The following is a 22,875-nucleotide window of genomic DNA, read 5'->3' as shown; positions in this document are numbered from 1 at the left end:
CCCAAGCCCTCGAACAAGGGGGCAAGCCGCCCCCACATCCGAGGATCCAGACGCGACAATCCCGGATCCATGTCATCACGCGCTGCCCCCTCACTCCACACGCTGTCGAGCTGGCTCATGACCCGGCTCAAGCGCCTGACCGAACGGGTCTGGGTGGGCGCAGCCATCCTGGTGGCCTTGCTGGCCCTGGGTGTTCTGGAGTGGTCCCTGCCCGAGCCCAGCTCTCACCCTGGCGTGCAATGGCTGGAGCACCGTTTCACCTGGTTGTCGCCGATGACGGACCGCATGGACGACCCACCCTCCCGCGAGCAGATCGTCACCCTGCCCGATGGTTGGAAATCCCGCGGCCTGCCCATGGTCGGCATGGGCCGCTATGCCTCGACCTTCCTCGTCACGGCGGAGACCCCGCTCGACGACGAGAACCCCTGGTCGCTGCGCATCGATCGGCTCTGCACCGAACACCGCATCCGCCTGAACGGGCAATTGCTGGTCACCACCTTCCCGGAGCGCCACACCCCGGGGCAGATGGAGCCCGCGCTGATCGACGTGCCGACGCGCCTGCTGCGCCCCGGCCGCAACGAACTGATCCTGGATGTCTCGTGCTCCATCCAGGGCGGTCTGTCACAACCGGCCCTGGCACCCAAGATGGACCTGAAGTCCGACTTTGCACTCAAGCGGCAATTGCTGATCACCCTGCCTCTGGCGCTGAACATCGGCAGCCTGGGCTTCGCCATCTTCCTGATCAATCTGTGGTGGCTGCGCCGCGAGGACGCCAGCATCGGCCTGCTGGGCGCTGTCACCATCGTCTGGGCTCTGCGCAACTGCAGCTACTACATGGGCTACGACCCCGGCTGGAGCCTGAGTGTGAGCAGCTGGCTGCACTTCAATGCCCATGTGCTGGTGGCCAATCTGTTCGGCTTTTACGCGCAGGCCCTGACCGGCACCCACCTGCCCTGGTTCCGCCGCTGGCTGTGGACGCAGCAGTTGGCCTTCCCGGTGATCGCCACACTGGCCCTGGCCTTCGACCCTCACCTGGACATGGTGAGGAGCACCCTGCAGGGGGCCCTTCTGATGTCCGGCATGGTCAGCCTCAGCCTGGTGGCACGCTACGTGTGGCAGATGCAGTTGCGCTCGGTGCTGGGCTTTGGCATGGGCACCCTGGCCATGTCGGCCAGCACCTTCCACGACTTCGTGATGATCCGCCTGCTGGGCGATCCGATGGCGGCCTATTGGGCCACCGTGGGTTTTCCGATGGTGCTGCCCGGGCTCTACATGGTGCTGGCCGAGCGCTTCGCCGATGCCATCCGCGAGGTCGAGCAGATCAACCAGACCCTGGAGGAGCGGGTCAAGGCCCGCACGGCCGATCTGGCCGCGGCCAATGCCGCCAAGAGCGAGTTTCTGGCTGCGGCCAGCCATGACCTGCGGCAGCCCATGGTGGCCATTGCCCTGACGACCGGCCTGCTCAAGGATCGGCTCAAGAGCCCGGACACCGTGGCCATGGTCTCGCGACTGTCCGATGCGGTCGGCTCCATGGAAAACCTGCTCAGTCGCCTGCTCGATCTCTCGCGCATGGAAGCGGGGGCTGTGGACCTGCATCCTCAACGCGTGGCCTTGCAACCTCTGCTGAGCACCATCATCGCCAGCGAGTTCGAAACCGCCCGACTCAAGGGCATCCGTCTGCGCATGCACCCCACCATGGCGGCGGTCTGGGTCGACCCCATCCTGCTGGAGCAGATCCTGCGCAACCTGATCGGCAATGCCGTGCGCTACACCGAGCACGGCGGTGTGCTGGTCGCCGCACGCCGACGCGGCTCGCGCTGGCTGATCCAGGTCTGGGACACCGGTGTGGGCATCGCCCAGGCGGATCAAAAACGCATCTTCGACGACTTTGTTCAGCTCAAGACCCCCGGGAGAACCAGCCACGGCGGCCTGGGTCTGGGTTTGGCACTGGTCCAGCGGGCGGCTCGTCTTCTCAACGCCGAGGTGCGTCTGCGCTCGCGGCTGGGTCGTGGCTCCTGCTTCAGCGTGACCCTGCCCATGGCCGCCACACCCCGTGGCCACGACCTGCGTCAGGACGATGCGGCCCCCGCCCTGTCGCCCACGCCCCTTCAGGGTCGCAAGATCCTGCTGCTGGAGGACGATCTGGCCGTGCGGCAGGCGCTGGAGCGCCGCCTCAAGGCCTGGGGTGCTTTCGTGACCCCCCTGTCCAGTCTGAGCGATCTCGACGACGCCCTGCAGCGCGTCCACGCACCCGACCTGCTCCTGACCGACTACAGCCTGGGCGATGGCACCGGCCTGCAAGCCATGCAACGCGCCCAAGCCGCCTGGCCCGCACTGGGCACGGTGATCATCACGGGAGACACCTCGCCCGCCCGCCTGCACGCCCTGGCCGATTGCGGTGCCCCGGTCCTGCACAAGCCTTTCAAGATCGACGAACTGGCGCGCGCCCTGCTAAGACAGACCCCCCTACATTGAACGATCTTCAATGCATGCCGAAACGGCGACAATCCCGGGCAAACAACATCAGACTGGAATGGGGAACCCGAGATGAGCACCCGCACCGCGCCCGCGCCATTGCCTCCCAGCATCAGCCTGCCAGGCAGCCACGCGCATCGCCGGCGTTGGCTGGCCCTGCTGGGCTGGATGGTCTTTGCCACCCTGCTGACGCTGACCGTGTGGTCGGTCCACCCCTGGTTCATCACCCAGTCCTCGCACCCGGCCGTCTCGTTCACGCAGCAGCGCTTCAAGCTGCTGCCTGAGGCCGCCAGCCCGGGCTCGGACTGGCAGGACGTGCAGTTGCCCGACACCTGGGCGGCCCGCGGCCTCACCACCAGCGGCTCGGGTCGCTACGAAATCCTCTTCAACCTCTCGCAGCACCCCGATACCCTGGACGACACCCCCTGGGCCATCCGCATCGACCGCATGAGCTTTCAGCACAAAGTCTGGCTCAACGGGCAACTGATCCACGCCGATCTCCAATCCGAGCGCGCCACAGGACGCCCCATGGCCTACATGGCCCAGATCCCGGCCAGGCTCTTCGTGCCTGGCATCAACAAGCTGGAGATCGAGGTCCGCTACGGCAGCCTGGGCGGTTTGTCCACGCCCCTCATCGGTCGCGTCTCCGACGTGAATGCCGGGCACCAGGCGCAGGAGTTTCTCACCCAGGTGCTGCCCCGCTCGATCAACGTCGTGGCAGGCTCCTTCGCCGCCTTCCTCACCCTCATCTGGCTCAAGCGCCGCAAAGAGGTGGCCATCGGCATGCTGGGGCTGCTGTGCATCGTCGTGTCCGTTCGCAACTGGACCTACTACGTGGTGCACGGCCCCACCCTGCACCCTGAACTCAGCGCCTTGCTGTACTTCAGCGCCCAGACCCTGGCCACCGTGCTGCTGTGCGCCTTTGCCATGGCCATCTCGCGGCGCTGGTGGCCCTGGCTGACACGCCTGCTGTGGATCACCCTGATCGTCTTTCCCATCGTGGGGGGCATCGCGGCCACACACGGCCAACTGGCCCAGGCGCGTGCCGTGCTCTACCCGGCCTTGCTGTGCCTCATGCTGCCTGCATTGACCCTGCTGCTGCGTGTGCCCACCCAATACGGAGGCCTGTCGGCCCTGGGCATGGTGCTGGGCATCGCCGTCTCCCTGGTGGCCGGCATCCACGACTACCTGCGACTGCAGGGCGTGGTGTCCGTGATGCACACCTTCTGGCTGCCCCTGGCCTCCCCGATCACCCTGGCCAGCTACGGCATCGTGCTGATCAACCGCTTCGTGCAGGCCGTCGGCGAAGTCGAACAACACAACACCCAGCTGGAAGCACGCGTCGAAGAGCGCACACGGGACCTGGTGGCCGCCAATGCAGCCAAAGGCCATTTCCTGGCCGCTGCCAGCCATGATCTGCGCCAACCGGTGGCCGCCGTGGGCCTGTTGTCCGGTTTGCTGCGAGAGCGCCTCAAACACACCGATCTGCAGGACATGACCCAGCGCCTGAGCGACGCCGTGCGCTCCATGGAGAGCCTGCTCAGCGGCCTGCTGGACCTCTCCCGGCTGGAGGCGGGCGCCATCAAGCCCCACCGTCAGGCCGTCGATCTGGGCCACATGCTCAAGCGCATCGCCAGCCACGAGCGCGAAGCCGCCGCCCTCAAGGGCGTGGCCTTGCGCGTGCACCCCACCCGCGCCACGGCCTTCAGCGACCCGGTCCTGCTGGAGCAGATGGTGCGCAACCTCATCGGCAATGCCGTGCGCTACACGCAGCAAGGCGGTGTGCTGGTGGGTGTGCGCCACCGGGGCGATCGCCTATCGATCCAGATCTGGGACACCGGTGCGGGGATCGCTCCGGCCGATCAGGCGCGCATCTTCGAGGACTTCGTTCAACTGGGCAACCCTGAGCGCAACCAGGCCAAGGGCCTGGGGCTGGGGCTGGCGATCGTGCAGCGCGCCTCGCGCCTGCTGGACCACCCCATCGGACTGCAGTCGCGCGTGGGTCGTGGCTCGTGCTTCACCATCGATGTGCCGACCCACCAGCATGGCGGCCTGATCAGCCCGCCCGTGGCGCCTCAGGCCGAACAGGGCAGCGCATCGACCGACAAACCGCTGGCCGATCGCCACATCGTCGTGCTGGACGACGATGATGCCGTGCGCCACGCCCTGGCCGCACGCCTCAAGTCCTGGGGCGCCTACGTCAGCGCGCTGGATTCCGTCGACGCCCTGGACGAGCTGCTGCAGCGCGTGATGTCGATCGACATGCTGATCACCGACCACCAGCTGTGTGACGGCGATGGCGTGAGCGCCATCCGCATGAGCCGCGAGCTGCACCCGCAACTGGCGGTGCTGCTGATCACAGGCGACACCGCCACGCCGCATCTTCAGAACCTGATGATCAGCGGGGTGCCCGTGCTGTACAAACCGTTCCAGGCCGACGAACTGCTCAAGGTCATCGAGCTGCAACTGGACGTGCGCGGAGGCCAGGCCTCGACGCCGACCCAACGACAGAGCGCGTGACTCACTTCACCCAGGTGTTCATCTGCATGATGGGCAGCATCACGGACATCACGATCAGCATCACCATCAGGCCCATGGCCACGATCAGCAAGGGCTCCAGGATGGTGGCAATGGCCAGGGCCTTGCGCTGCACCTCGCCCGACAGCTGATTGGCCGCGCGCTGCAGCATCACGGGCAACTGTCCGGTCTGCTCACCCAGTCGGGCGAACATCGACAGCAAGCCCGGAAAGCGCTTCTTGGCCGCCAGTGCCGACGCCAGGGGGGCTCCTTCGCGCACCTGCACCAGGGCATCGAGCGCATCGGCCCGCATGGCCCGGTTGGACAAGGTCTCGGCCGCGGCCTGCAAGGCCTTGAGGATGGGCACGCCCGAGCCCGCCAGCATGGCCAGCGTGCCCGCAAAGCGCGCGGCGTTGTAACCCCGTGACAGGCGCCCGATCAGGGGCAGGCCCAACCAGAAGGCATCGAACTTGAGACGGAAGGCTTCCTGGCGCCGCGCCATGATCAGCGCCGTCACACCGCCCCCGAACACCAGGGCGATCAGCCAGCCCCAGTTGCGCATCAGCGCACTCAGGCCCAGCATGAACTGCGTCAGCATGGGCAGCGCCCGCTTGCTGCTGGAGAACACCTGCGCCACCTGAGGCACCACGAACACCAGCAGGGCGATCACGATCAGCACCGCGAACACCGACACGATGGCCGGGTACAGGGTGGCGCCGATCAGCTTGGCCTTGAGCTGCTGCTGCTCTTCCAGGTCATTGGCCAGCTTCTCCAGCACCAGGCCCAACTGACCACTTTGCTCGCCCGCTGCCACCACCCCGCGGTACACCTCATCGAACTCGCGGGGTGAGCCCGACAAGGCCTGGGCAAACGGTGCACCGGCATTGACCTCGGAGCGCAGATGCGCCACCAGTTCACGCTGCTTGGGATCTTCGGCCTCGTCGGCCAGGGCTGTCAGGGCCCGCTCCAGCGGCAGACCGGCCACCACCAGCCCCGAGAGCTGCCGCGTCCAGATCGCCAGAGCCGACGCATTGAACACCCGGCCCACGAACAGGCCGGACTTGGCCGCGCTCCCGGGCTCCTGCGCAGCCGACACCGCGTCCACCTTGAGGGGCACGAGATTCTGCCCTCGCAGTTGGGCCCGTGCCGCCTTGGGGTTGTCCGCATCGACCAGACCATTCACGGTCTTGCCGGAGGCGTCAAGGGCTTCGAATCGAAAGGCCGCCATGGTGAGTGTGGATGGGTTGGAGGCTGTGGATCACTCGCGCGTGACGCGCAAGACTTCTTCCAGCGAGGTCACGCCTTCGGCCACCAGGCGATCACCATCGTCACGCATGGACTTCATGCCATGGCGCTGGGCATGCTCGACCAGTCGCGACTCGGAGGCCTGGCCGTGGATCAGGCTGCGCACCTCGTCGTCGGCCACCAGCAGCTCGTAGACGCCCGTGCGGCCCTTGTAACCGGTCATGCCGCACTCGGTACACCCCACCGGGTGCCAGCGGCCCTGGCCATCGTCACGCTTGCAATGCGGACACAGCTTGCGCACCAGGCGCTGGGCCAGCACGCCCAGCAGGCTCGATGACAGCAGGAAAGGCTCAATCCCCATGTCGGTCAGGCGGGTGACCGCGCTGGGCGCATCGTTGGTGTGCAGCGTGGCCAGCACCAGGTGGCCCGTCAGCGAGGCCTGCACGGCGATCTGCGCCGTCTCGAAGTCGCGGATTTCACCGATCATGATGACATCCGGGTCCTGACGCAGGATGGCGCGCAGGGCCTTGGCAAAGGTCAGCTCGATCTTGGCATTGACCTGGGTCTGACCGATGCCGGGCAGCTCGTATTCGACCGGGTCTTCCACCGTCAGCACATTGGTCGTGGCCGCATCCACCGTGCTCAGGCCTGCGTACAGCGTGGTGGTCTTGCCCGAACCCGTCGGGCCGGTCACCAGCACGATGCCATGGGGCTGACGCAGCAGCCGCTTGAACTTGTCGAGCGACTCCCCGCTCATGCCCAGGGATTCGAGCGTGAACTTGTTGGCATCGCCCTTGTCCAGGATACGCAGCACGGCGCGCTCGCCATGGGCCGAGGGCAGGGTCGACACCCGCACATCCACCGCGCGGCCACCGATGCGCAGACTGATGCGACCGTCCTGCGGCAAGCGCTTCTCGGAAATATCGAGTTCGGCCATGATCTTCAGGCGCGAGATCAGCGCCGCATGCAGGGCCTTATTGGGCTGCACCACCTCGCGCAGCGTGCCGTCCACGCGGAAGCGCACCGCCGACGAGCGCTCGTAAGGTTCGATGTGGATGTCGGACGCGCCATCCTTGGCCGCCTGCGTCAACAGGGCATTGAGCATGCGGATGATGGGCGCATCGTTGCTGGACTCCAGCAGGTCTTCGACCGCGGGCAGGTCCTGCATCATGCGCGACAGGTCCACGGCGTTCTCGACCTCACCCACCACGGCGGCAGCGCTGCCACCGCCACCGGCATAGGCCGTGGCAATGCGCTGCGACAGGGAATCGGCCGGTTCACGCTCGATGGCATTGACCACGTACAGGCGCATCACCTCGGACAGCGCCGTCAAGGGCACGCCCTCGCTGGCCCACAAGGTGGTCTGCTCGCCATCGGACTCCAGCAGGATCCCGTTGGCACGCGCAAAGGCATAAGGAAGGGGGTGGCGGGCGGCCATGGTGTGTCGATCCTCGCGCGCAATCAGGGCGCGGCCTTGGCGGCCGGCAGGGGAGTAGCCTGCGGTGCCGTCGGCTCGGGCACCGGTGTCAGACGAGGCGCATAGCCCGACTGAGGCGGCATGACGATGGTGGGCGCAGGCGCCTTGGGGTCGTCCAGGGGGTGTGCCACATCAGGAGTAGGCAAGGGAGGCGCCAACTTCAAGGAGGGCAACTCCACCGACCCATTGACCGGAAAGAGGATGTTGTTGGGCGGCGTGATGGCCGACTGCTCCTTGCGCATGTAGTCGTAGCGATCCAGGGTCAGCGCCGTGCTGGCCTCCTGGGTGCGCATGACCACGGGGCGCAGGAAGACCATCAGGTTCTTTTTGCTACGTTCCCGGTTTTCAGAGCGAAACAGATGTCCCACCAGAGGCGCGTCACCCAGCAAGGGCACCTTGGTCTGGTTGATGCTGGTCTGGTCCTTGATCAGCCCCCCCAGCACCAGCAACGTGCCATCGTCCACCACCACTGAGGTTTCGATGGCGCTCTTGGACGTGGTCGGACCATTCGGATCCGAGGTCGAATTGCTCTTGACCGACGAGTTCTCCTGGAACACGGTCATGCGGATGGTACCGTTCTCGCCAATCTGCGGCTTGACACGCAGGGTCAGACCCACGTCCTTGCGCTCCACCGTCGTGAAAGGATTGACATTGTTGGAAGAGCTGTTGGTGTACTGCCCTGTCGGGAAAGGCACGTTCTCGCCGCTGACGATCTTGGCCTCTTCGTTGTCCAGCACCACCAGATTGGGCGTGGACAGCACGTTGCCATCCGCCTTGGTCTGCAGGAAATTGGCCAGCGCCGCCAGGCCATACTGGCCATTGCCGAAGTCATGCACCACGCCGATGTTGAGGCCACTGCCCAGGGTGGTTCCGCTGGGATTGATGGCGGCAGTCAAGAGACTCGGCGTCTTGTTGGTGCCCAGATTGGTCCCGATGCCCACCAGATTGCGATCACCCTCCTTGCCCAGGATGCCCTGCCACTGCACGCCCACTTCGGCAAACTTGACAGCATCGACCTCGACAATCATGGACTCGATGTAGACCTGAGCCCGACGTCCATCCAACTGGTCGATCACCGCACGCAACTGGCGATACAACGCGTCTGGCGCTGTGATGATGAGCGAGTTCGTGGCCGGATCGGCCTGGATGAAACCGCCGGTCGAAGGCCCTGCCGAAGCCGACACGGGTGCCGTGGCCTGCGCCGATGCGCCCGAATTGCTCGCCGCGTTGGTGGTGGAGGCCGACGGCGTGACCGACGCAGGCGACGAACTGCCGCCACCGGACGACGCACCACTGCCTGCGCTGCTGGGGAACGCCGCCCGCAGCACCTGCGCCAGCTTCACCGCATCGGCGTTCTTGAGGTAGACCACATTGATGCCGCTGCCGCCCAGGCCGTTGGCCCCGGGGCGATCCAGCTTCTGCACCAGGGTCTTGATCATGGCCAGGCGGGCCGGATTGGCCGCGCGCACCAGCAAGGCATTGGTGCGCGACTCGGGCATGATCAGAGAGGCCTGTGCCGCCACGCCACCCGGTGTGGATCCGCCATCGGACAGACGCTGCACCATCGGCGCCAGGTCCGCCGCGATCGCGTACTGCAACGGAATGGCCTCCATATCAGATGACGAGGGCACATCCATCGCCGCGATGATCTGCCCGATGCGCTTGAGGTTGTCGGCGTAATCGGTGATCACCAGCGTGTTGGTGCTGGGATTGGCATTGATGGTGTTGTTGGGACTGATCAGGGGGCGCAGCACCGTCACCAGGCTATTGGCGCTCTCGAACTGCAGCTTGAAGATCTGCGTGAGGATCTGATCGCCCGAGCGCTTGCTGTCGTTGCCGACCTCCACGGTGCCGGTCTGCAGCTTGGCATCGGCCTCGGGCACCACCTTGAGCAGGCCCGACACCTCGACCAGGGCAAAGCCCTGGCCCCGCAGGGCCGACAGGAAGTTCAGGTAGGCTTCGCGCGGCGTCAGGGGCTGCTCGCTGTACAGGGTGACCGTGCCCTTGACACGGGGGTCCACCATGATCTGACGATCGATGACGGCCGACAGAGCCCGGGCCACCCCTTCGATGTCGGCATTGACGAAGTTCATGGTCACGGTGGCCGCCGCTTTCCTGGCTGGCGCGGCATGCGCCAGCCCGACGGCGGGGAGCAGGCCCGTGGGTCCCAGGCCGATGGCCAGGATCGTGGCCAGGGCCACAGCACGGGGGCGGGTGAACATGGGATGGGTCATCATGACTTATCCGATCGAAATGACAGAGCGGTCGCCCACACGGCGGCCGATGATGTTCAACAAATTGTTCAGGGCGCCACGATCAGCATCGCTGGCCGTGGCTTCACCCCTGAAACGCAGGCCCGTCGGGCCGATCTGGCCGGAGCCACTGAGCTGCAGGGCACCTTCTTGCGTGCGCAGATCCAGGGCCACCTGGCTTTGCGCCTGGCCGACCAGCGACAGGCGATAGGTCCCCAGGTGGTCCAGCGTGGTCACGCGCGAAGCCACGTCGCGCAACACGATCTGGGCCGAGCCATCGACCAGCAGACGCCCCTGCACCCACTCCATGCGCAAGCCCTGTGCATGGAGCTGCAATTGACCGTTGAGCTGCAAGGTGTTCCACGGGGCGCCCAGGCCGGACAGCCAGGCCGCAGGCCACTGCCCCACCGGCATCCCACTGGGTGCCGCACTGCCCAACTGAAGGCCCACACGCTTCCAGCCCGGCTTGAGATCCAGGGTCATGGGCGCCGGCAGGCAGCAATCCTGGGTCAAGGTCAGGCGCAGGCCCAACCCCTGGGTACGCCATTGCCAGCCCAGGCGACCCGGCAAGGCCCGAGCATCCCGGCTGCCCGGGCCGCCGGTCAGCACCGCCACAGCCGAGCCTGTCCAGACGGTGCCCTCGGCCTCGGCCAGCAAGACACGGCCTCCGCTGGCCCGATCCACGACCTGAGCCAGCCAGGACGCAGGCGCAAACAGGACCACACCGGCGATGGCACCCAGGGCCCCGCCCCACCAGCCCCAGCGTCGCCCAGCCTGCAGCATGTTCTCCCAGCGCGCGACCTCCAGGGTCGAATCGAGCCAGCGCGAGGTGGACTCGAAACCCCGGGAGAGGCCCTGACCGGATCGTTTGAAGGCAGACAGCATGGACATCGTGCGTGTCGATCTCAACGGTTCTTGCCGGCAGCCGACGTCATTGCCAGCGTGACGGTGCCGGAATACATCCCTGGAGACACCTGAATCAGGTTGGCCTCGATGGGGCGCACCCGCGCGCTGGAGCGCACCTCCTGCAGCCACTCGCTCAGCCGCCCGCCGGGCACCTTGGTCAGGGTCACGGTGGCGCGATCGGTCTGCAGACTCAGGCGAGCACCTTCACCCAGTTGCTGCGTGGCACTGTTCAAAGCGGCCTCCGCCTGGGAAGGCGGCACGGGCGGCAATTGCCGCAGGGCCTTGACCTCGTCGGCCTGCCGGCGCATGTCATCCAGCACCGCATTGACCTCACGCAATTGCACAGGGGTCTGCTGCAGGCTGCGCCACGCAGGGCGGATCCCCACCATGAACAGCAAGGTCAGGCCCACGGCCCAGGCCATCACGGTGATCATCTGACGCTCGCGCGGCGCCAGGGCCTGCCACTTGGCCAGGGCCTGACCGCGTGCGGCATCGAAAGAGGCCATCTGGGCACTCATGCTCGGCTGTCCTTCACGTCACTCAACTGCGTGCAGCACGGCGGACGGTCAACTGACCATCGCCGGGCTCCACGGTGAAACCCGCGCCTTGCATGCGGCTGCGGAACTGCTCGATGTCCGACGGACTCCACTCCGCGGGCACGCCCACGATGAGGCTGCTGCCGTCGTACAGCAGGCCCTTGGAGGGCTGCTCACCCAGCCAGGCGCTGGCCACGGCCTGCATGAGGGACTCCAGATCGTTGTCCCCCAACTGTCCTGCGGCGGCACGCAGGGACTCGGTCTCGCGGCGCATCTGCACGGCCGGGTCAAGGATCACTTGCACCTGCGGATGGGCCGACTTGAGCACGCTGGTCATCTCGGCGCGCTTGAGCTTGACCTCGCGCTGCTGGTGCCAGGCCCAGACATTGAGCCCCACCACCTGAGCCACCACCAGCATCACCAGCCCGGCACGCACGGGACGCCACTGAGGGCTGCGAAACTGTCGCCACTGGTCCGTCACCGCCTGCCAGCCCTTGCTGCTGGGCGTGAGTTCAAACTGCAGCAGGTTCCACATCGAACGCGCCGACTGCATCAGGTGCTCGGCCGGCAGTTGGGCCTGCACAGCGTGGCCCAGCCAGCGCTCGGCGGGCGCCGCGGCGGCCGGTGTGGCAAAAAAGCGCGACCCAGGCGGCAGGGGCTCGGGCAGCATGGGGCGTGCCAGCGAACCGTGCAGCGGCCAGGTGGCCACCCCGTCGGGGGTCGACCAGGTCAGCATCAGCTCCAGGCTGCGCTCACCTTGCTGGCTGCCGGTGTCATGCAGCTCATGGAAGTAGCCCGTTGGCGGCGCGTCAGGCCAGACGGCCGGCACCACGCGGTCCACCCGGACCTTGGCCTTCTCCAGGGCCATCAAATGCCCCGTGAGCCAGGTGTGATCGCAAGCCGCCACCCAGGTTGGCTCACCCGCCTTGGCCCCCGGGGCCACGGCCAGGTGCATGTCTTCCGGATCGGCCAGCAGTTGCTCTTCCAGCATGCCGCCCAGCGCCTGACGCAGACGCGCCGAGGGCGCCTTGGGCAGGGACAGCCGGTGCCAGCTCACATCGGTCGGCGCAGTGACCACCACCACCGTTTCGGCGCGGGGCAGGGCCGAGATCGCGCTCATGCCCTGACGCGCCGCCGTCTGCCCATTGGCCGTCAGCACATAGAAGACTTCTTTCTGAGCCGACGCGGAGGCACCCGCTGCCGTATCCGCCGAAGCGGGGTCAGAAGACTGGCGCTGATGCGCCGGGAGCTGGATGATGAGAGTGGTCATGCCCCGGACAGACAGGGTGTCGAAAAATGCCAAGAAGCCAGACTACCCTGGCAGTCTGGCGATTCAGCCATTGTAGAAGGCCCGAAATAGCGGTCGTTTAAGGATTGATACCCGTTTTGCAACATCAGCGCCCCCCCGCATCGGGGTCGGCCAGCTCCACACCGGCCACCTGGTTCTCAAACAGCACCGTCACCGACGCCTCATTGCCCGAAGAACGCTCAACGAGGTAACGCTGCGCGAGCACCCGATCCTCCAGGCGCAAACGCCCCTGGATCTCGAAATAGTTGGACGTGGTCGCCAGAGCGACCTCACCCAGATCGATGTTGCCCACCGCATCCTTGACCGCCCCGATGTCCTTGAAGGGATTGCGCTGGCGGACCTGCACCAGGCGATCGGCACGGCCCACATCCGTCCCCAGGACCGCTGCGATCACCTCGCGGGAGGCCGTGTTGACATTGATGGGCGTGAGGGTGTCCGCCGGCAGCAGGGTCACGTAGGGGCGCAAGCGCTCCACGGTGCCGGCATCCAGGCCCAGCCAGACCAGTTGGTCAATCGTCTGGGGCACCAGGGGTGCGGCACGTCGTCCTTCCTCGCCACCGAGCTTTTCCAGCTTGTCCGCATCTTGATAGGCAATGGCCAGCATGGCCTTGCGCAGGCCCTGCGCCACCGTGTCCGCCAGCGCGGGCGACAAGGCCGCAAATTCGCACAGGCGCTTGAAGACCAGCAACTGCTTGGGATCGATGTCCCCGGTCTGGCGGTCGATCAGGTTGTAGAGGTTGTAGCGTGAGCTGGCATCCACGATCTGCCCGGACAGGAAGCCCTCCGGGGCATCGTCGGTGTTTTCTCGGTCTGCCGCCAGGAAACTGGAGATGCGGGACTCGGCCAGGCCCACGGCCCACTGCTCGCCCAGGTGGTCCGAACCGCCATTGCGCGAATCTTCACGCAGGAACAGACGGCCATAGTCCAGCGCACCACGCAGGATCCATTGCGACTGCACCAAGGCGCGCTCGGCCGACTCCACCTGCACGGAGCGCCACTGCTGCCACACCATGGACGCGGCGATGGTGGTCACCAGGGTGACGATGACCATGGCCGTCAACAGGGCCGCGCCACGCTGAGTGTGGCGTTGTGAACGTCGATCAAAGCGGAGGTCACGCATCCTGAATCTCCTCAGTTCTGCCCTGGCTGCGAGGCCAGACTGACATCGCGCGTGATCGCGCCCTCGTGACCACTGCCCTCACCCAGGGTCAGCACACAGCGCACGCCCATGGGCAGGGATTCCGGTGTCGCCGCACTGGCCAGGGCCGCCGTCTCGCTCTGGCGGACCACATCGCCGCTGGACTGCGCATTGGTCCACGAACCACCCCGGAAGAAATACACCTGCCATTGCTGCACGCCCTTGAGCGCCGCCAGCGTCCCCGGCTCACGCCCCTGGAACTGCATGGAACGATCCCACTGCGACTGCAACTCGCCCACGGTGGTGACGGGCTCGCCCGCCCACCGCACCCAGCGGCCACTGCGCAAGGCCCACACCACCACCTGGACGCCGCCCTGGGCGCGACGCGTCATGCGCAAGGTGGCCCCATCGAACTGCAAGGCCCGCACGCTGCGCGTATCGAGCACGGCATTGAGGTCAGCCTGCCACTGCACCATCACCGATTGCAGACGCAAGGTCCGCTTGACGGCACCGTCGGCGATCTCACGCGAACGCACGATGCCATCGAGCCCCTTCCAGGCCATGGTGGCCATCACGGCCAGGATGAGCAGGGAGACCATCACCTCGATCAGTGTGAAGCCTCGGGACGCCTGGCGGTGGGACATGGTGGACGGGAGCATCAGAGCGACTCAATACCGCGACAGCACGGTGGACAGCCGCACGATGGGCTGCTGGTTCTCGTCATAGATCTGGGCATCGATCTGCCGGAAATTGGGATTGAGCGTGGGCCGCACACGCTGCACGCCCTTGAGCTGACGCCCCAGTTGCTGGCACTGGAACTCGCTCTCCCCCGGGGCCGGCCAGGGTTTGGACAAGCGCAGGTAGGTCAGCTGGTTCTCCGCGCACCAATGGGCCACGGTCAGATCGGACAGACGCTGCGCATTCACGGTCAGCCCACCCGCCGCCTTGAAGCCGGCCGCCAGGGTGATTGCCACAATGGCCAAGGCCACCAGCACCTCGATCAGGGTCATGCCACGGTCGGAATGTCGCTCACTCACCGGACACCCCCTGCAGCACAGGCGTGGCAGGGGCGCCATCGCCCGGCAGATCCACCTCGGGCTGCTGCCCCAGCACCGTGTCGAACGGCGACAACCCATCGGTGGCGATCACCAGTTGCTGATCGTCCAGTCGCAGCACGATGCTCTGCGCGCCGATCACAGGCTCAGGCCCCAGCACGATGCTGCGCCCACCCACCACCTCGGCCTTGACCTCACGCTCCATCCAGGTGAGCGACGGCGTCATGGATGGCGGCAAGCCCAGGAACTGAAAGTCCTTGTCGGCGGTGTCGGCACGGGGGATCCAGATCACGGTCAGACCGCCGGCGCGAGCCTCGGCACGCGCCGACTCCAGAAAGGCGATCAGACGCGCCGCCTCACGCTCCAGACGCGAACCGGCAGGATTGGGCAGGGCCAGCGACGCCACCGCCGTCGTGATGGCGATGATCGCCACCACCACCATCAACTCCAGCAGCGTGAACCCGCGCTGGCGCAATTTATTGCCAGGAGCCGATATCGGCATCCATGCCTTCACCGCCGCTCTGGCCATCGGCACCGAAGCTGAACACATCGACTTCACCCTTCACGCCAGGATTGACGTACTGGTAGGGCGCCCCCCAGGGGTCGGTGGGCAGCTTTTCCAGGTAGACCTTCCAGTTGGCCGGGATCGGGCCGGCGGTGGGCTTGGTGACCAGGGCCGCCAGACCTTGCTCGGCCGTGGGATAACGCTGGTTGTCCAGACGGTAGAGCTTGAGCGCCTGCATGACATTGCTCACGTCGGTCTTGGCAGCCGTGACCCGCGCATCATCCGCGCGGTTGAGGACATTGGGCACGATCAGGGCGGCCAGCAAACCGATGATGACGAGCACGACCATCAGCTCGATCAGGGTGAAGCCACGTTGGACGGTTGCGGTGATGCGGTTTGTCGTACTCATGAAACACTCGGCTAGGTCAATCAATGCATTCAGGTGCCAGGCAGCCCCTCTTTGCAGCAAGGGGGGCCAGCATGCCTGACATTTTGGCCCCACCACCGCAGGATCTACCCGCAGTGTTGGGGACATCTCGGGCCACTTGGTTCCCTGCCAAGCATGATAATGTGCGACACCATGGTATCTCGCATCCTTGCCCTGCTCGTGTGGGCCGCAGTCGCGGCCAGTGTGGCCTATTGGGGTCTGCGCTGGTTTTCCCGGCCCATGGCCGTCCCACCGGGGACCGGCTCGGTGTCCATGAGCAGCACCCCTCGGGGTGACATCGGCAAGTTGCTGACCGCCCCGATGAGCGCCGAGGAGGCCGAACAGGCCAACCCCACCGCACAATCCGCCCTCGCGGCACGGCTGCAGTTGCTGGGCGTGCTGGCCCCCCGCGCTGGCGAATCTGGCCCCGGCGTGGCCCTGCTGGTCGTCGACGGCAAACCCGCCCAGGCCTTCAAGATCGGTCACGTGGTCGATGGCGACCAGATCGTGCAGTCCATCAGCCAGCAAGGCGTGCAGATCGGCCCGCAAGGCGGCCCCGCATCCGTGGATCTGAGCCTGCCCTTGCTGCCCCCCGCTGCCACGGGCACCCTGCCCAGCGTGAGCAGCTTCAGTGGCGCCCCAAGCCACCAGGCCAACCGACCTGCCGGGACCTATGGCGCTGCAGCACAGGCACCCTCGCCCGTGGCCACGGATGTCGAAGGCACCCCTGCGGGTGAGCGCCCCCGTCGCTTGCCGCCGCGCCTGCGGCGCCAGCAAATGCAGCAACAGCAGCAAGGCGGCGCTCAGGAACAGACCGAGCCCGCAGCACCCTCGATGTGAGCGATCGCCTGCGCGTCCCGCAGGTCAGCGCAAGAACAGTCGATACACCGGATTGCGTGTTTCGTCCACGAACTGGTAGCCCAGGGATTCCAGCACCTTCGGGATGGACGTGATCTCATCCTTGGGCACCTGCAGACCCACCAGAATGCGCCCGTAATCGGCCCCCTGGTTGCGGTAGTGGAAGAGGCTGATGTTCCAGCCTGGTGGCATGCTGGTCAAAAAGCGCATCAGGGCACCCGGGCGCTCCGGGAACACAAAGCTGTACAGACGCTCGCCTTCCGCCAGGGCCGAACGCCCGCCCACCATGTGCCGGACATGGGTCTTGGCCAGTTCATCGTGGCTCAGGTCGACCGTGGCAAAACCATGGGACTCGAAATCCTTGGCAATCTGGCGCGAATCGCCCTTGCGCGCGGTGCTCAGTCCCACGAACACATGGGCCTGCCGCTCATCAGAGATGCGGTAGTTGAACTCGGTCACGCTGCGCGGGCCGATCAACTCGCAAAAACGCTTGAAGGAGCCGCGCTCTTCGGGGATGGTCACGGCATAAAGCGCCTCGCGGTCCTCACCCACCTCGGCCCGCTCGGCGACAAAACGCAGGCGGTCGAAGTTCATGTTGGCGCCGCAGTTGATGGCGATGTAGGTCTTGCCCTTGCCGCCATGGCGTGCCGCGTACTGCTTGACCGCCGCCACCCCCAGGGCCCCCGCAGGCTCGACAATGGAGCGTGTGTCCTGATAGATGTCCTTGATGGCCGCGCACACTGCATCGGTGTTGACGATCACGAAGTCGTCCACATGCTTGCGCACCAGCCGCAAGGTTTCCTCGCCCACCAGCTTGACCGCGGTCCCGTCCGAAAAGAGGCCCACGTCGGCCAGCGTGATGCGCTTGCCGGCCTTGACCGATCGGGCCATGGCGTCGGAGTCGTTCATCTGCACACCGATCACCTTGATCTCCGGCCGCAGCGCCTTGATGTAGGCCGCCACCCCGCTGATGAGGCCGCCACCGCCAATGGCCACGAAGATGGCATCGATGGGGCCGGCGTGCTGACGCAGGATCTCCATGGCCACGGTCCCCTGACCTGCGATCACATCAGGATCATCGAAGGGGTGCACAAAGGTCATGCCCTTCTTCTTTTCGAGCATCTTGGCGTGCAGCGCGGCATCGGAGTAGCTCTCGCCATGCAGCACGATCTCGACGTTGTCGCCACCAAAGGCTGCCACGGCATCGATCTTGACCTGGGGGGTGGTCACCGGCATGACGATGGTGGCCTTGCACCCCAGACGCCGTGCCCCCATGGCCACCCCTTGGGCATGGTTGCCTGCCGAAGCACACAGTACCCCCTTGGCCAGGGCTTTGGGGCTGAGCTGGGCCATCTTGTTGTACGCGCCGCGCAGCTTGAAGCTGAACACCGGCTGCGTGTCTTCTCGCTTGAGAAAGACCTCATGGCCCAGGCGACGTGACAGGTTGGGCGCGCGCTCCAGGGCCGTCTCGATGGCCACGTCGTAGACGCGGCTGGTCAGGATCTTTTGCAGGTAATCGGCCAGACCCAGGGGCTTGATCCTGGCGGTATTGGGGGCGGCTTGGGCGGGCATGCATCTCTCTCCTGGGGTGCCATGTTCGCACACCCTGAAAAACAAACAGGCCCGCGGCTCAAAAGCGGCGGGCCTGCGATGGACCTGGGCAACGCCCGGTGGGCGTCCTGGGTTTCGTTCAGATCACTTCTTGCGCAGGCGGCGGATGGCGGCCAGTTGAGCCACCAGTTCGGTCAGCTCGCTCTGTGCGCGCGCCAGATCCAGATCGCCCTTGGCGTTCTGAACCGCTTCTTCAGCCAGGCGCTTGGCTTCGGAAGCCTTGGCCTCGTCCAGATCCTTGCCGCGGATGGCGGTGTCGGCCAGAACGGTCACGCAGTTGGGCTGCACCTCCAGGATGCCGCCAGCCACGAAGACAAACTCTTCTTCGTTGTTGTCGGCGCGCTGGATGCGCACGGCGCCCGGCTTGATGCGGGTGATCAGCGGAGTGTGACGCGGCAGGATGCCAAGCTCACCCACCTCACCCGGCAGGGACACCAGCGTGGCTTCACCCGAGAAGATCGACTCTTCGGCGGAGACCACATCAACGTGAATGGTGGACATACGGAGCTTTCAAATAAGGTTCAACGATTTGCACCGTCCGGCGCAGCAAAACATCACAACAGACCAGACGGCACAAGAAGCAAGCGATTGGCCCTGAATCAAGGCGCCGCGCACAGACATAGCGGAAGCTATGGCAAGCACGGCACCGCCGAGTCAGAGTCAAGCGCGCCGCTTATTGCATCGTCTTGGCTTTTTCGAAGGCTTCGTCGATCGTTCCAACCATGTAGAACGCTTGCTCAGGCAGGCTGTCGCACTCGCCGTTCACAATCATCTTGAAGCCACGGATGGTTTCCTTCAGGGGCACGTACTTGCCAGGCGCGCCAGTGAACACTTCGGCGACGTGGAAAGGCTGCGACAGGAAGCGCTGGATCTTGCGAGCGCGAGCCACCAGCAGCTTGTCTTCCGGAGCCAGTTCGTCCATGCCCAGAATGGCGATGATGTCGCGCAGTTCCTTGTAGCGCTGCAGCGTGTTCTGCACGGCGCGTGCCACAGAGTAGTGCTCTTCGCCCACCACATTGGGGTCCAGCTGACGCGAGGTCGAGTCCAGCGGATCCACGGCGGGGTAGATACCCAGCGAAGCGATGTCACGAGACAGCACGACGGTGGAGTCCAAGTGAGCAAACGTCGTGGCAGGCGACGGGTCGGTCAAGTCGTCCGCAGGGACGTAGACGGCCTGAATCGACGTGATCGAGCCGACCTTGGTCGAGGTGATGCGCTCTTGCAGACGGCCCATTTCTTCGGCCAGCGTAGGCTGATAGCCCACAGCCGAAGGCATACGGCCCAGCAGAGCGGACACTTCGGTACCGGCCAGGGTGTAGCGGTAGATGTTGTCCACGAAGAACAGCACGTCACGGCCTTCGTCACGGAAGGACTCGGCGATCGTCAGACCGGTCAGGGCCACGCGCAGACGGTTGCCCGGGGGCTCGTTCATCTGACCGTAGACCATGGCGACCTTGGACTCGCCCAGGTTCTCCAGGTTCACGACGCCGGAATCGGCCATTTCGTGATAGAAGTCGTTGCCCTCACGGGTACGCTCGCCCACACCAGCGAACACCGACAGACCCGAGTGAGCCTTGGCGATGTTGTTGATGAGCTCCATCATGTTCACGGTCTTGCCCACACCGGCGCCACCGAACAGACCCACCTTGCCGCCCTTGGCGAACGGGCAGACCAGGTCAATCACCTTGATGCCGGTTTCCAGCAGCTCTTGCGAGGGCGACAGTTCGTCGTACGCAGGGGCCTTGCGGTGGATGGGGGCGGTTTGAGCCTGATCCACGGGACCACGTTCGTCAATGGGCGCGCCCAGCACGTCCATGATGCGACCCAGGGTCGCCGGGCCCACGGGCACGGTGATCTGAGCGTGGGTGTTGGTCACTTGCATGCCGCGGCGCAGGCCGTCGGACGAGCCCAGCGCGATGGTACGGACGATGCCGTCACCCAGCTGCTGTTGCACTTCGAGGGTCAGCGCGGAGCCTTCCATCTTCAGGGCGTCGTACACCTTGGGCATCTGGTTACGTGGGAACTCCACGTCCACCACGGCGCCGATGCACTGAACGATCTTGCCCACTGTTTGCGTGTCAGCCATTTTTCGTTCCTTCAATCAATTCAAAATCTTCGGATCAGACCGCAGCCGCACCGGCAACGATCTCGGACAGTTCGGTCGTGATGGCGGCCTGACGGGTCTTGTTGTAGACCAGCTTCAGTTCCTTGATCACGTTGCCGGCATTGTCGGTAGCGGCCTTCATGGCCACCATGCGGGCCGACTGCTCCGAAGCCATGTTCTCTGCCACAGCCTGGTACACCAGCGCTTCAACATAACGGGTCATCAACTCGTCGATCACCAGCTTGGCGTCAGGCTCATAGATGTATTCCCATGCATGAGTCTTTTCACCTTCGAACTCGTTGGCCTTGAGAGGCAGCAGCTGTTCGACCAGGGGCTCCTGCTTCATCGTGTTGATGAAGCGCGTGAAGCACAGGTAGACCGCGCTGAGTTCGCCAGCGATGTATGCGTCGAGCAGCACCTTGACCGGGCCAATGAGCTTTTCCAGATGGGGGGTGTCACCCATGCCGACCACTTGCGCGACGACATTGGCACCGATCCGGTTGAAGAAGCCCGTGGCCTTGTTGCCGATGGAGACCACGTCGGCCTTGACGCCCTCACCTTCAAGCTCGCGGAGCTTGTTGGTGACGGCGCGCAGCACGTTCGTGTTCAGACCACCGCACAGACCCTTGTCCGTGCTCACCACGATGAAGCCCACCTTCTTGCCGCCCTGACCGGGCAGCATGAAGGGGTGGACGTACTCGGGGTTGGCCTTGGCCAGGTTCGCCGTGATGTTGCGCACCTTTTCAGCGTAGGGGCGAGCCGCAAGCATGCGATCCTGCGCCTTGCGCATCTTCGAAGCCGCGACCATTTCCATGGCCTTGGTGATCTTCTTGGTGTTCTCGACGCTCTTGATCTTGTTGCGTATTTCCTTGCCTACCGCCATGGTGCGCTCCTTTAGGCGAAGGTCTTCTTGAACGCGACGACAGCCGATTGCAGTTCTGCTTCGGCTTCCTTGTCCAGAGCCTTCTTCTCCTCGATCTTGGCGAGCAGCGCGGCGTGGCTGGTCTTCAGGAACTGGTGCAGACCAGCTTCGAAGGCCAGGATCTTCTTGACGTCCACGTCGTCCATGTAGCCCTTGTTCACGGCAAACAGGGTCGCGCCCATCAGGGAGATCGACAGCGGCTGGTACTGAGCCTGCTTGAGCAGTTCGGTCACGCGGGCACCGCGGTCGAGCTGCTTGCGGGTGGCCGCGTCCAGATCGGAGGCGAACTGCGCGAAGGCAGCCAGTTCACGGTACTGCGCCAGGTCGGTACGGATACCGCCGGACAGGCCCTTGATCACCTTGGTCTGAGCCGCACCACCCACACGCGACACCGAGATACCGGCGTTGATGGCGGGACGGATACCAGCGTTGAACAGGTTGGTTTCCAGGAAGATCTGACCGTCGGTGATCGAGATCACGTTGGTCGGAACGAATGCGGACACGTCACCGGCTTGCGTTTCAATGATGGGCAGAGCGGTCAGGGAACCGGTCTTGCCCTTCACTTCACCCTTGGTGAACGCTTCGACGTAGTCGGCGTTCACGCGGGCTGCACGCTCCAGCAGGCGCGAGTGGATGTAGAACACGTCGCCAGGGAAGGCTTCGCGTCCGGGAGGACGGCGCAGCAGCAGCGACACTTGACGGTAAGCCACGGCCTGCTTGGACAGATCGTCATACACGATCAGGGCGTCTTGGCCACGGTCGCGGAAGTACTCGCCCATGGCGCAACCGGAGTAGGCCGACACGAACTGCATGGCAGCCGAGTCAGAGGCCGAAGCGGCGACGACGATGGTGTATTCCATGGCACCGGCATTTTCCAGAGCGCGCACGACGTTCTTGATCGACGAAGCCTTCTGACCGATGGCGACGTAGATACAGGTGACGCCCTGGCCCTTCTGGTTGATGATCGCGTCGATGGCGACGGCGGTCTTGCCGGTCTGACGGTCACCAATGATCAGCTCGCGCTGACCACGGCCGACGGGCACCATCGAGTCGATGGACTTGATGCCGGTCTGCAGGGGTTGATCCACGGATTGACGCGCGATCACGCCGGGGGCGATCTTCTCGATGGGAGAAGACAGCTTGGCATTGATCGGGCCCTTGCCGTCGATGGGCTGACCCAGGGCGTTCACCACGCGGCCCACCAGTTCGGGGCCCACGGGCACTTCCAGGATGCGGCCCGTCGTCTTGACGGTGTCACCTTCGGAGATGTGCTCGTAGCCGCCCAGGATCACGGCGCCGACGGAGTCGCGCTCCAGGTTCAGGGCCAGACCGTAGGTGGGGACGCCGGAGGCGTCAGCGGGGAACTCCAACATTTCGCCCTGCATGGCATCGGACAGGCCGTGCACGCGGACGATACCGTCGGTCACGGAGATGACGGTACCTTGGTTGCGAATGTCGGCAGCCGCGCCGAGACCTTCGATGCGGCTCTTGATCAGTTCGGAAATTTCTGCGGGATTCAGTTGCATTGCTTTGCTCCC

General features: G+C 65.2%; 19 protein-coding genes. 3 read left to right on the top strand and 16 right to left on the bottom strand.

Features of this window, described 5'->3' with window-relative positions:
• The first annotated feature begins 69 nt into the window (after positions 1–69).
• The gene (locus tag VFW84_RS05135) at positions 70–2,475 is read left to right on the top strand and encodes a hybrid sensor histidine kinase/response regulator (protein WP_329679366.1); all 2,406 of its coding nucleotides are present in this window, start codon (positions 70–72) and stop codon (positions 2,473–2,475) included.
• 72 nt (positions 2,476–2,547) lie between these two features.
• Positions 2,548–4,995: a hybrid sensor histidine kinase/response regulator gene (locus tag VFW84_RS05130; protein ID WP_329679365.1), complete on the top strand. Its 2,448-nt coding sequence runs from the start codon at positions 2,548–2,550 to the stop codon at positions 4,993–4,995.
• Between the two features lies 1 nt (position 4,996).
• On the opposite strand, the gene gspF is transcribed toward VFW84_RS05130, so the two are convergent.
• The 11 genes from gspF to gspG all read right to left on the bottom strand — a co-directional run bounded on the left by gspF (position 4,997) and on the right by gspG (position 15,824).
• Positions 4,997–6,220, bottom strand: a complete 1,224-nt coding sequence (gene gspF / locus VFW84_RS05125; protein ID WP_329679364.1) for a type II secretion system inner membrane protein GspF — start codon at positions 6,218–6,220, stop codon at positions 4,997–4,999.
• 30 nt (positions 6,221–6,250) lie between these two features.
• Positions 6,251–7,675 (bottom strand): type II secretion system ATPase GspE, encoded by a 1,425-nt coding sequence (gspE, locus tag VFW84_RS05120; RefSeq protein ID WP_329679363.1) that lies wholly within the window; start codon positions 7,673–7,675, stop codon positions 6,251–6,253.
• A gap of 23 nt (positions 7,676–7,698) precedes the next feature.
• Entirely contained in the window at positions 7,699–9,948 is a 2,250-nt protein-coding gene (gene gspD, locus VFW84_RS05115) for a type II secretion system secretin GspD (protein ID WP_414638900.1), read from the bottom strand.
• Positions 9,949–9,954: 6 nt separating this feature from the next.
• Positions 9,955–10,857, bottom strand: a complete 903-nt coding sequence (gene gspN, locus VFW84_RS05110; RefSeq protein ID WP_329679361.1) for a type II secretion system protein N — start codon at positions 10,855–10,857, stop codon at positions 9,955–9,957.
• 14 nt (positions 10,858–10,871) lie between these two features.
• The gene (gene gspM / locus VFW84_RS05105) at positions 10,872–11,390 is read right to left on the bottom strand and encodes a type II secretion system protein GspM (RefSeq protein ID WP_329679360.1); all 519 of its coding nucleotides are present in this window, start codon (positions 11,388–11,390) and stop codon (positions 10,872–10,874) included.
• A gap of 22 nt (positions 11,391–11,412) precedes the next feature.
• Positions 11,413–12,678 (bottom strand): type II secretion system protein GspL, encoded by a 1,266-nt coding sequence (gene gspL, locus VFW84_RS05100; protein ID WP_329679359.1) that lies wholly within the window; start codon positions 12,676–12,678, stop codon positions 11,413–11,415.
• A gap of 124 nt (positions 12,679–12,802) precedes the next feature.
• On the bottom strand, positions 12,803–13,837 hold the full coding sequence (gspK, locus tag VFW84_RS05095) for a type II secretion system minor pseudopilin GspK (protein ID WP_329679358.1): 1,035 nt from the start codon (positions 13,835–13,837) through the stop codon (positions 12,803–12,805).
• Positions 13,838–13,848: 11 nt separating this feature from the next.
• On the bottom strand, positions 13,849–14,514 hold the full coding sequence (locus tag VFW84_RS05090) for a prepilin-type N-terminal cleavage/methylation domain-containing protein (RefSeq protein WP_329679357.1): 666 nt from the start codon (positions 14,512–14,514) through the stop codon (positions 13,849–13,851).
• Positions 14,515–14,523: 9 nt separating this feature from the next.
• Entirely contained in the window at positions 14,524–14,892 is a 369-nt protein-coding gene (gspI, locus tag VFW84_RS05085; RefSeq protein WP_329679356.1) for a type II secretion system minor pseudopilin GspI, read from the bottom strand.
• Complete coding sequence (locus VFW84_RS05080) at positions 14,885–15,412, bottom strand: prepilin-type N-terminal cleavage/methylation domain-containing protein (RefSeq protein WP_329679355.1); 528 nt, start codon at positions 15,410–15,412, stop codon at positions 14,885–14,887. The genes gspI and VFW84_RS05080 overlap by 8 nt, the downstream gene beginning before the upstream one ends.
• Positions 15,387–15,824 (bottom strand): type II secretion system major pseudopilin GspG, encoded by a 438-nt coding sequence (gspG, locus tag VFW84_RS05075; RefSeq protein WP_329679354.1) that lies wholly within the window; start codon positions 15,822–15,824, stop codon positions 15,387–15,389. The genes VFW84_RS05080 and gspG overlap by 26 nt, the downstream gene beginning before the upstream one ends.
• Before the next feature lie 171 nt (positions 15,825–15,995).
• On the opposite strand from gspG, the gene VFW84_RS05070 reads away from it, so the two are divergent.
• Positions 15,996–16,682, top strand: a complete 687-nt coding sequence (locus VFW84_RS05070; RefSeq protein ID WP_329679353.1) for a hypothetical protein — start codon at positions 15,996–15,998, stop codon at positions 16,680–16,682.
• A gap of 24 nt (positions 16,683–16,706) precedes the next feature.
• Here VFW84_RS05070 and ilvA read toward each other — a convergent pair whose 3' ends face one another.
• The 5 genes from ilvA to atpA all read right to left on the bottom strand — a co-directional run bounded on the left by ilvA (position 16,707) and on the right by atpA (position 22,863).
• A complete protein-coding gene (gene ilvA, locus VFW84_RS05065) occupies positions 16,707–18,272 on the bottom strand; it encodes a threonine ammonia-lyase, biosynthetic (protein WP_329679352.1) in 1,566 nt (521 codons plus the stop codon).
• Positions 18,273–18,395: 123 nt separating this feature from the next.
• Positions 18,396–18,812, bottom strand: coding sequence for a F0F1 ATP synthase subunit epsilon (locus VFW84_RS05060; RefSeq protein WP_329679351.1), 417 nt, complete (start codon positions 18,810–18,812; stop codon positions 18,396–18,398).
• 172 nt (positions 18,813–18,984) lie between these two features.
• Positions 18,985–20,397 (bottom strand): F0F1 ATP synthase subunit beta, encoded by a 1,413-nt coding sequence (gene atpD, locus VFW84_RS05055; RefSeq protein ID WP_329679350.1) that lies wholly within the window; start codon positions 20,395–20,397, stop codon positions 18,985–18,987.
• Between the two features lie 34 nt (positions 20,398–20,431).
• Positions 20,432–21,298 carry a F0F1 ATP synthase subunit gamma gene (gene atpG, locus VFW84_RS05050; RefSeq protein ID WP_329679349.1) on the bottom strand — a complete coding sequence of 289 codons (867 nt, stop codon included), beginning with the start codon at positions 21,296–21,298 and terminating at the stop codon, positions 20,432–20,434.
• An 11-nt stretch (positions 21,299–21,309) separates the two neighbouring features.
• Positions 21,310–22,863 carry a F0F1 ATP synthase subunit alpha gene (gene atpA, locus VFW84_RS05045; RefSeq protein WP_329679348.1) on the bottom strand — a complete coding sequence of 518 codons (1,554 nt, stop codon included), beginning with the start codon at positions 22,861–22,863 and terminating at the stop codon, positions 21,310–21,312.
• Positions 22,864–22,875 lie beyond the last annotated feature (12 nt).

The organism is Aquabacterium sp., assembly GCF_036279655.1.
Lineage (GTDB): Bacteria > Pseudomonadota > Gammaproteobacteria > Burkholderiales > Burkholderiaceae_C > Aquabacterium.
This window is presented reverse-complemented; position numbering and strand designations above follow the sequence as displayed.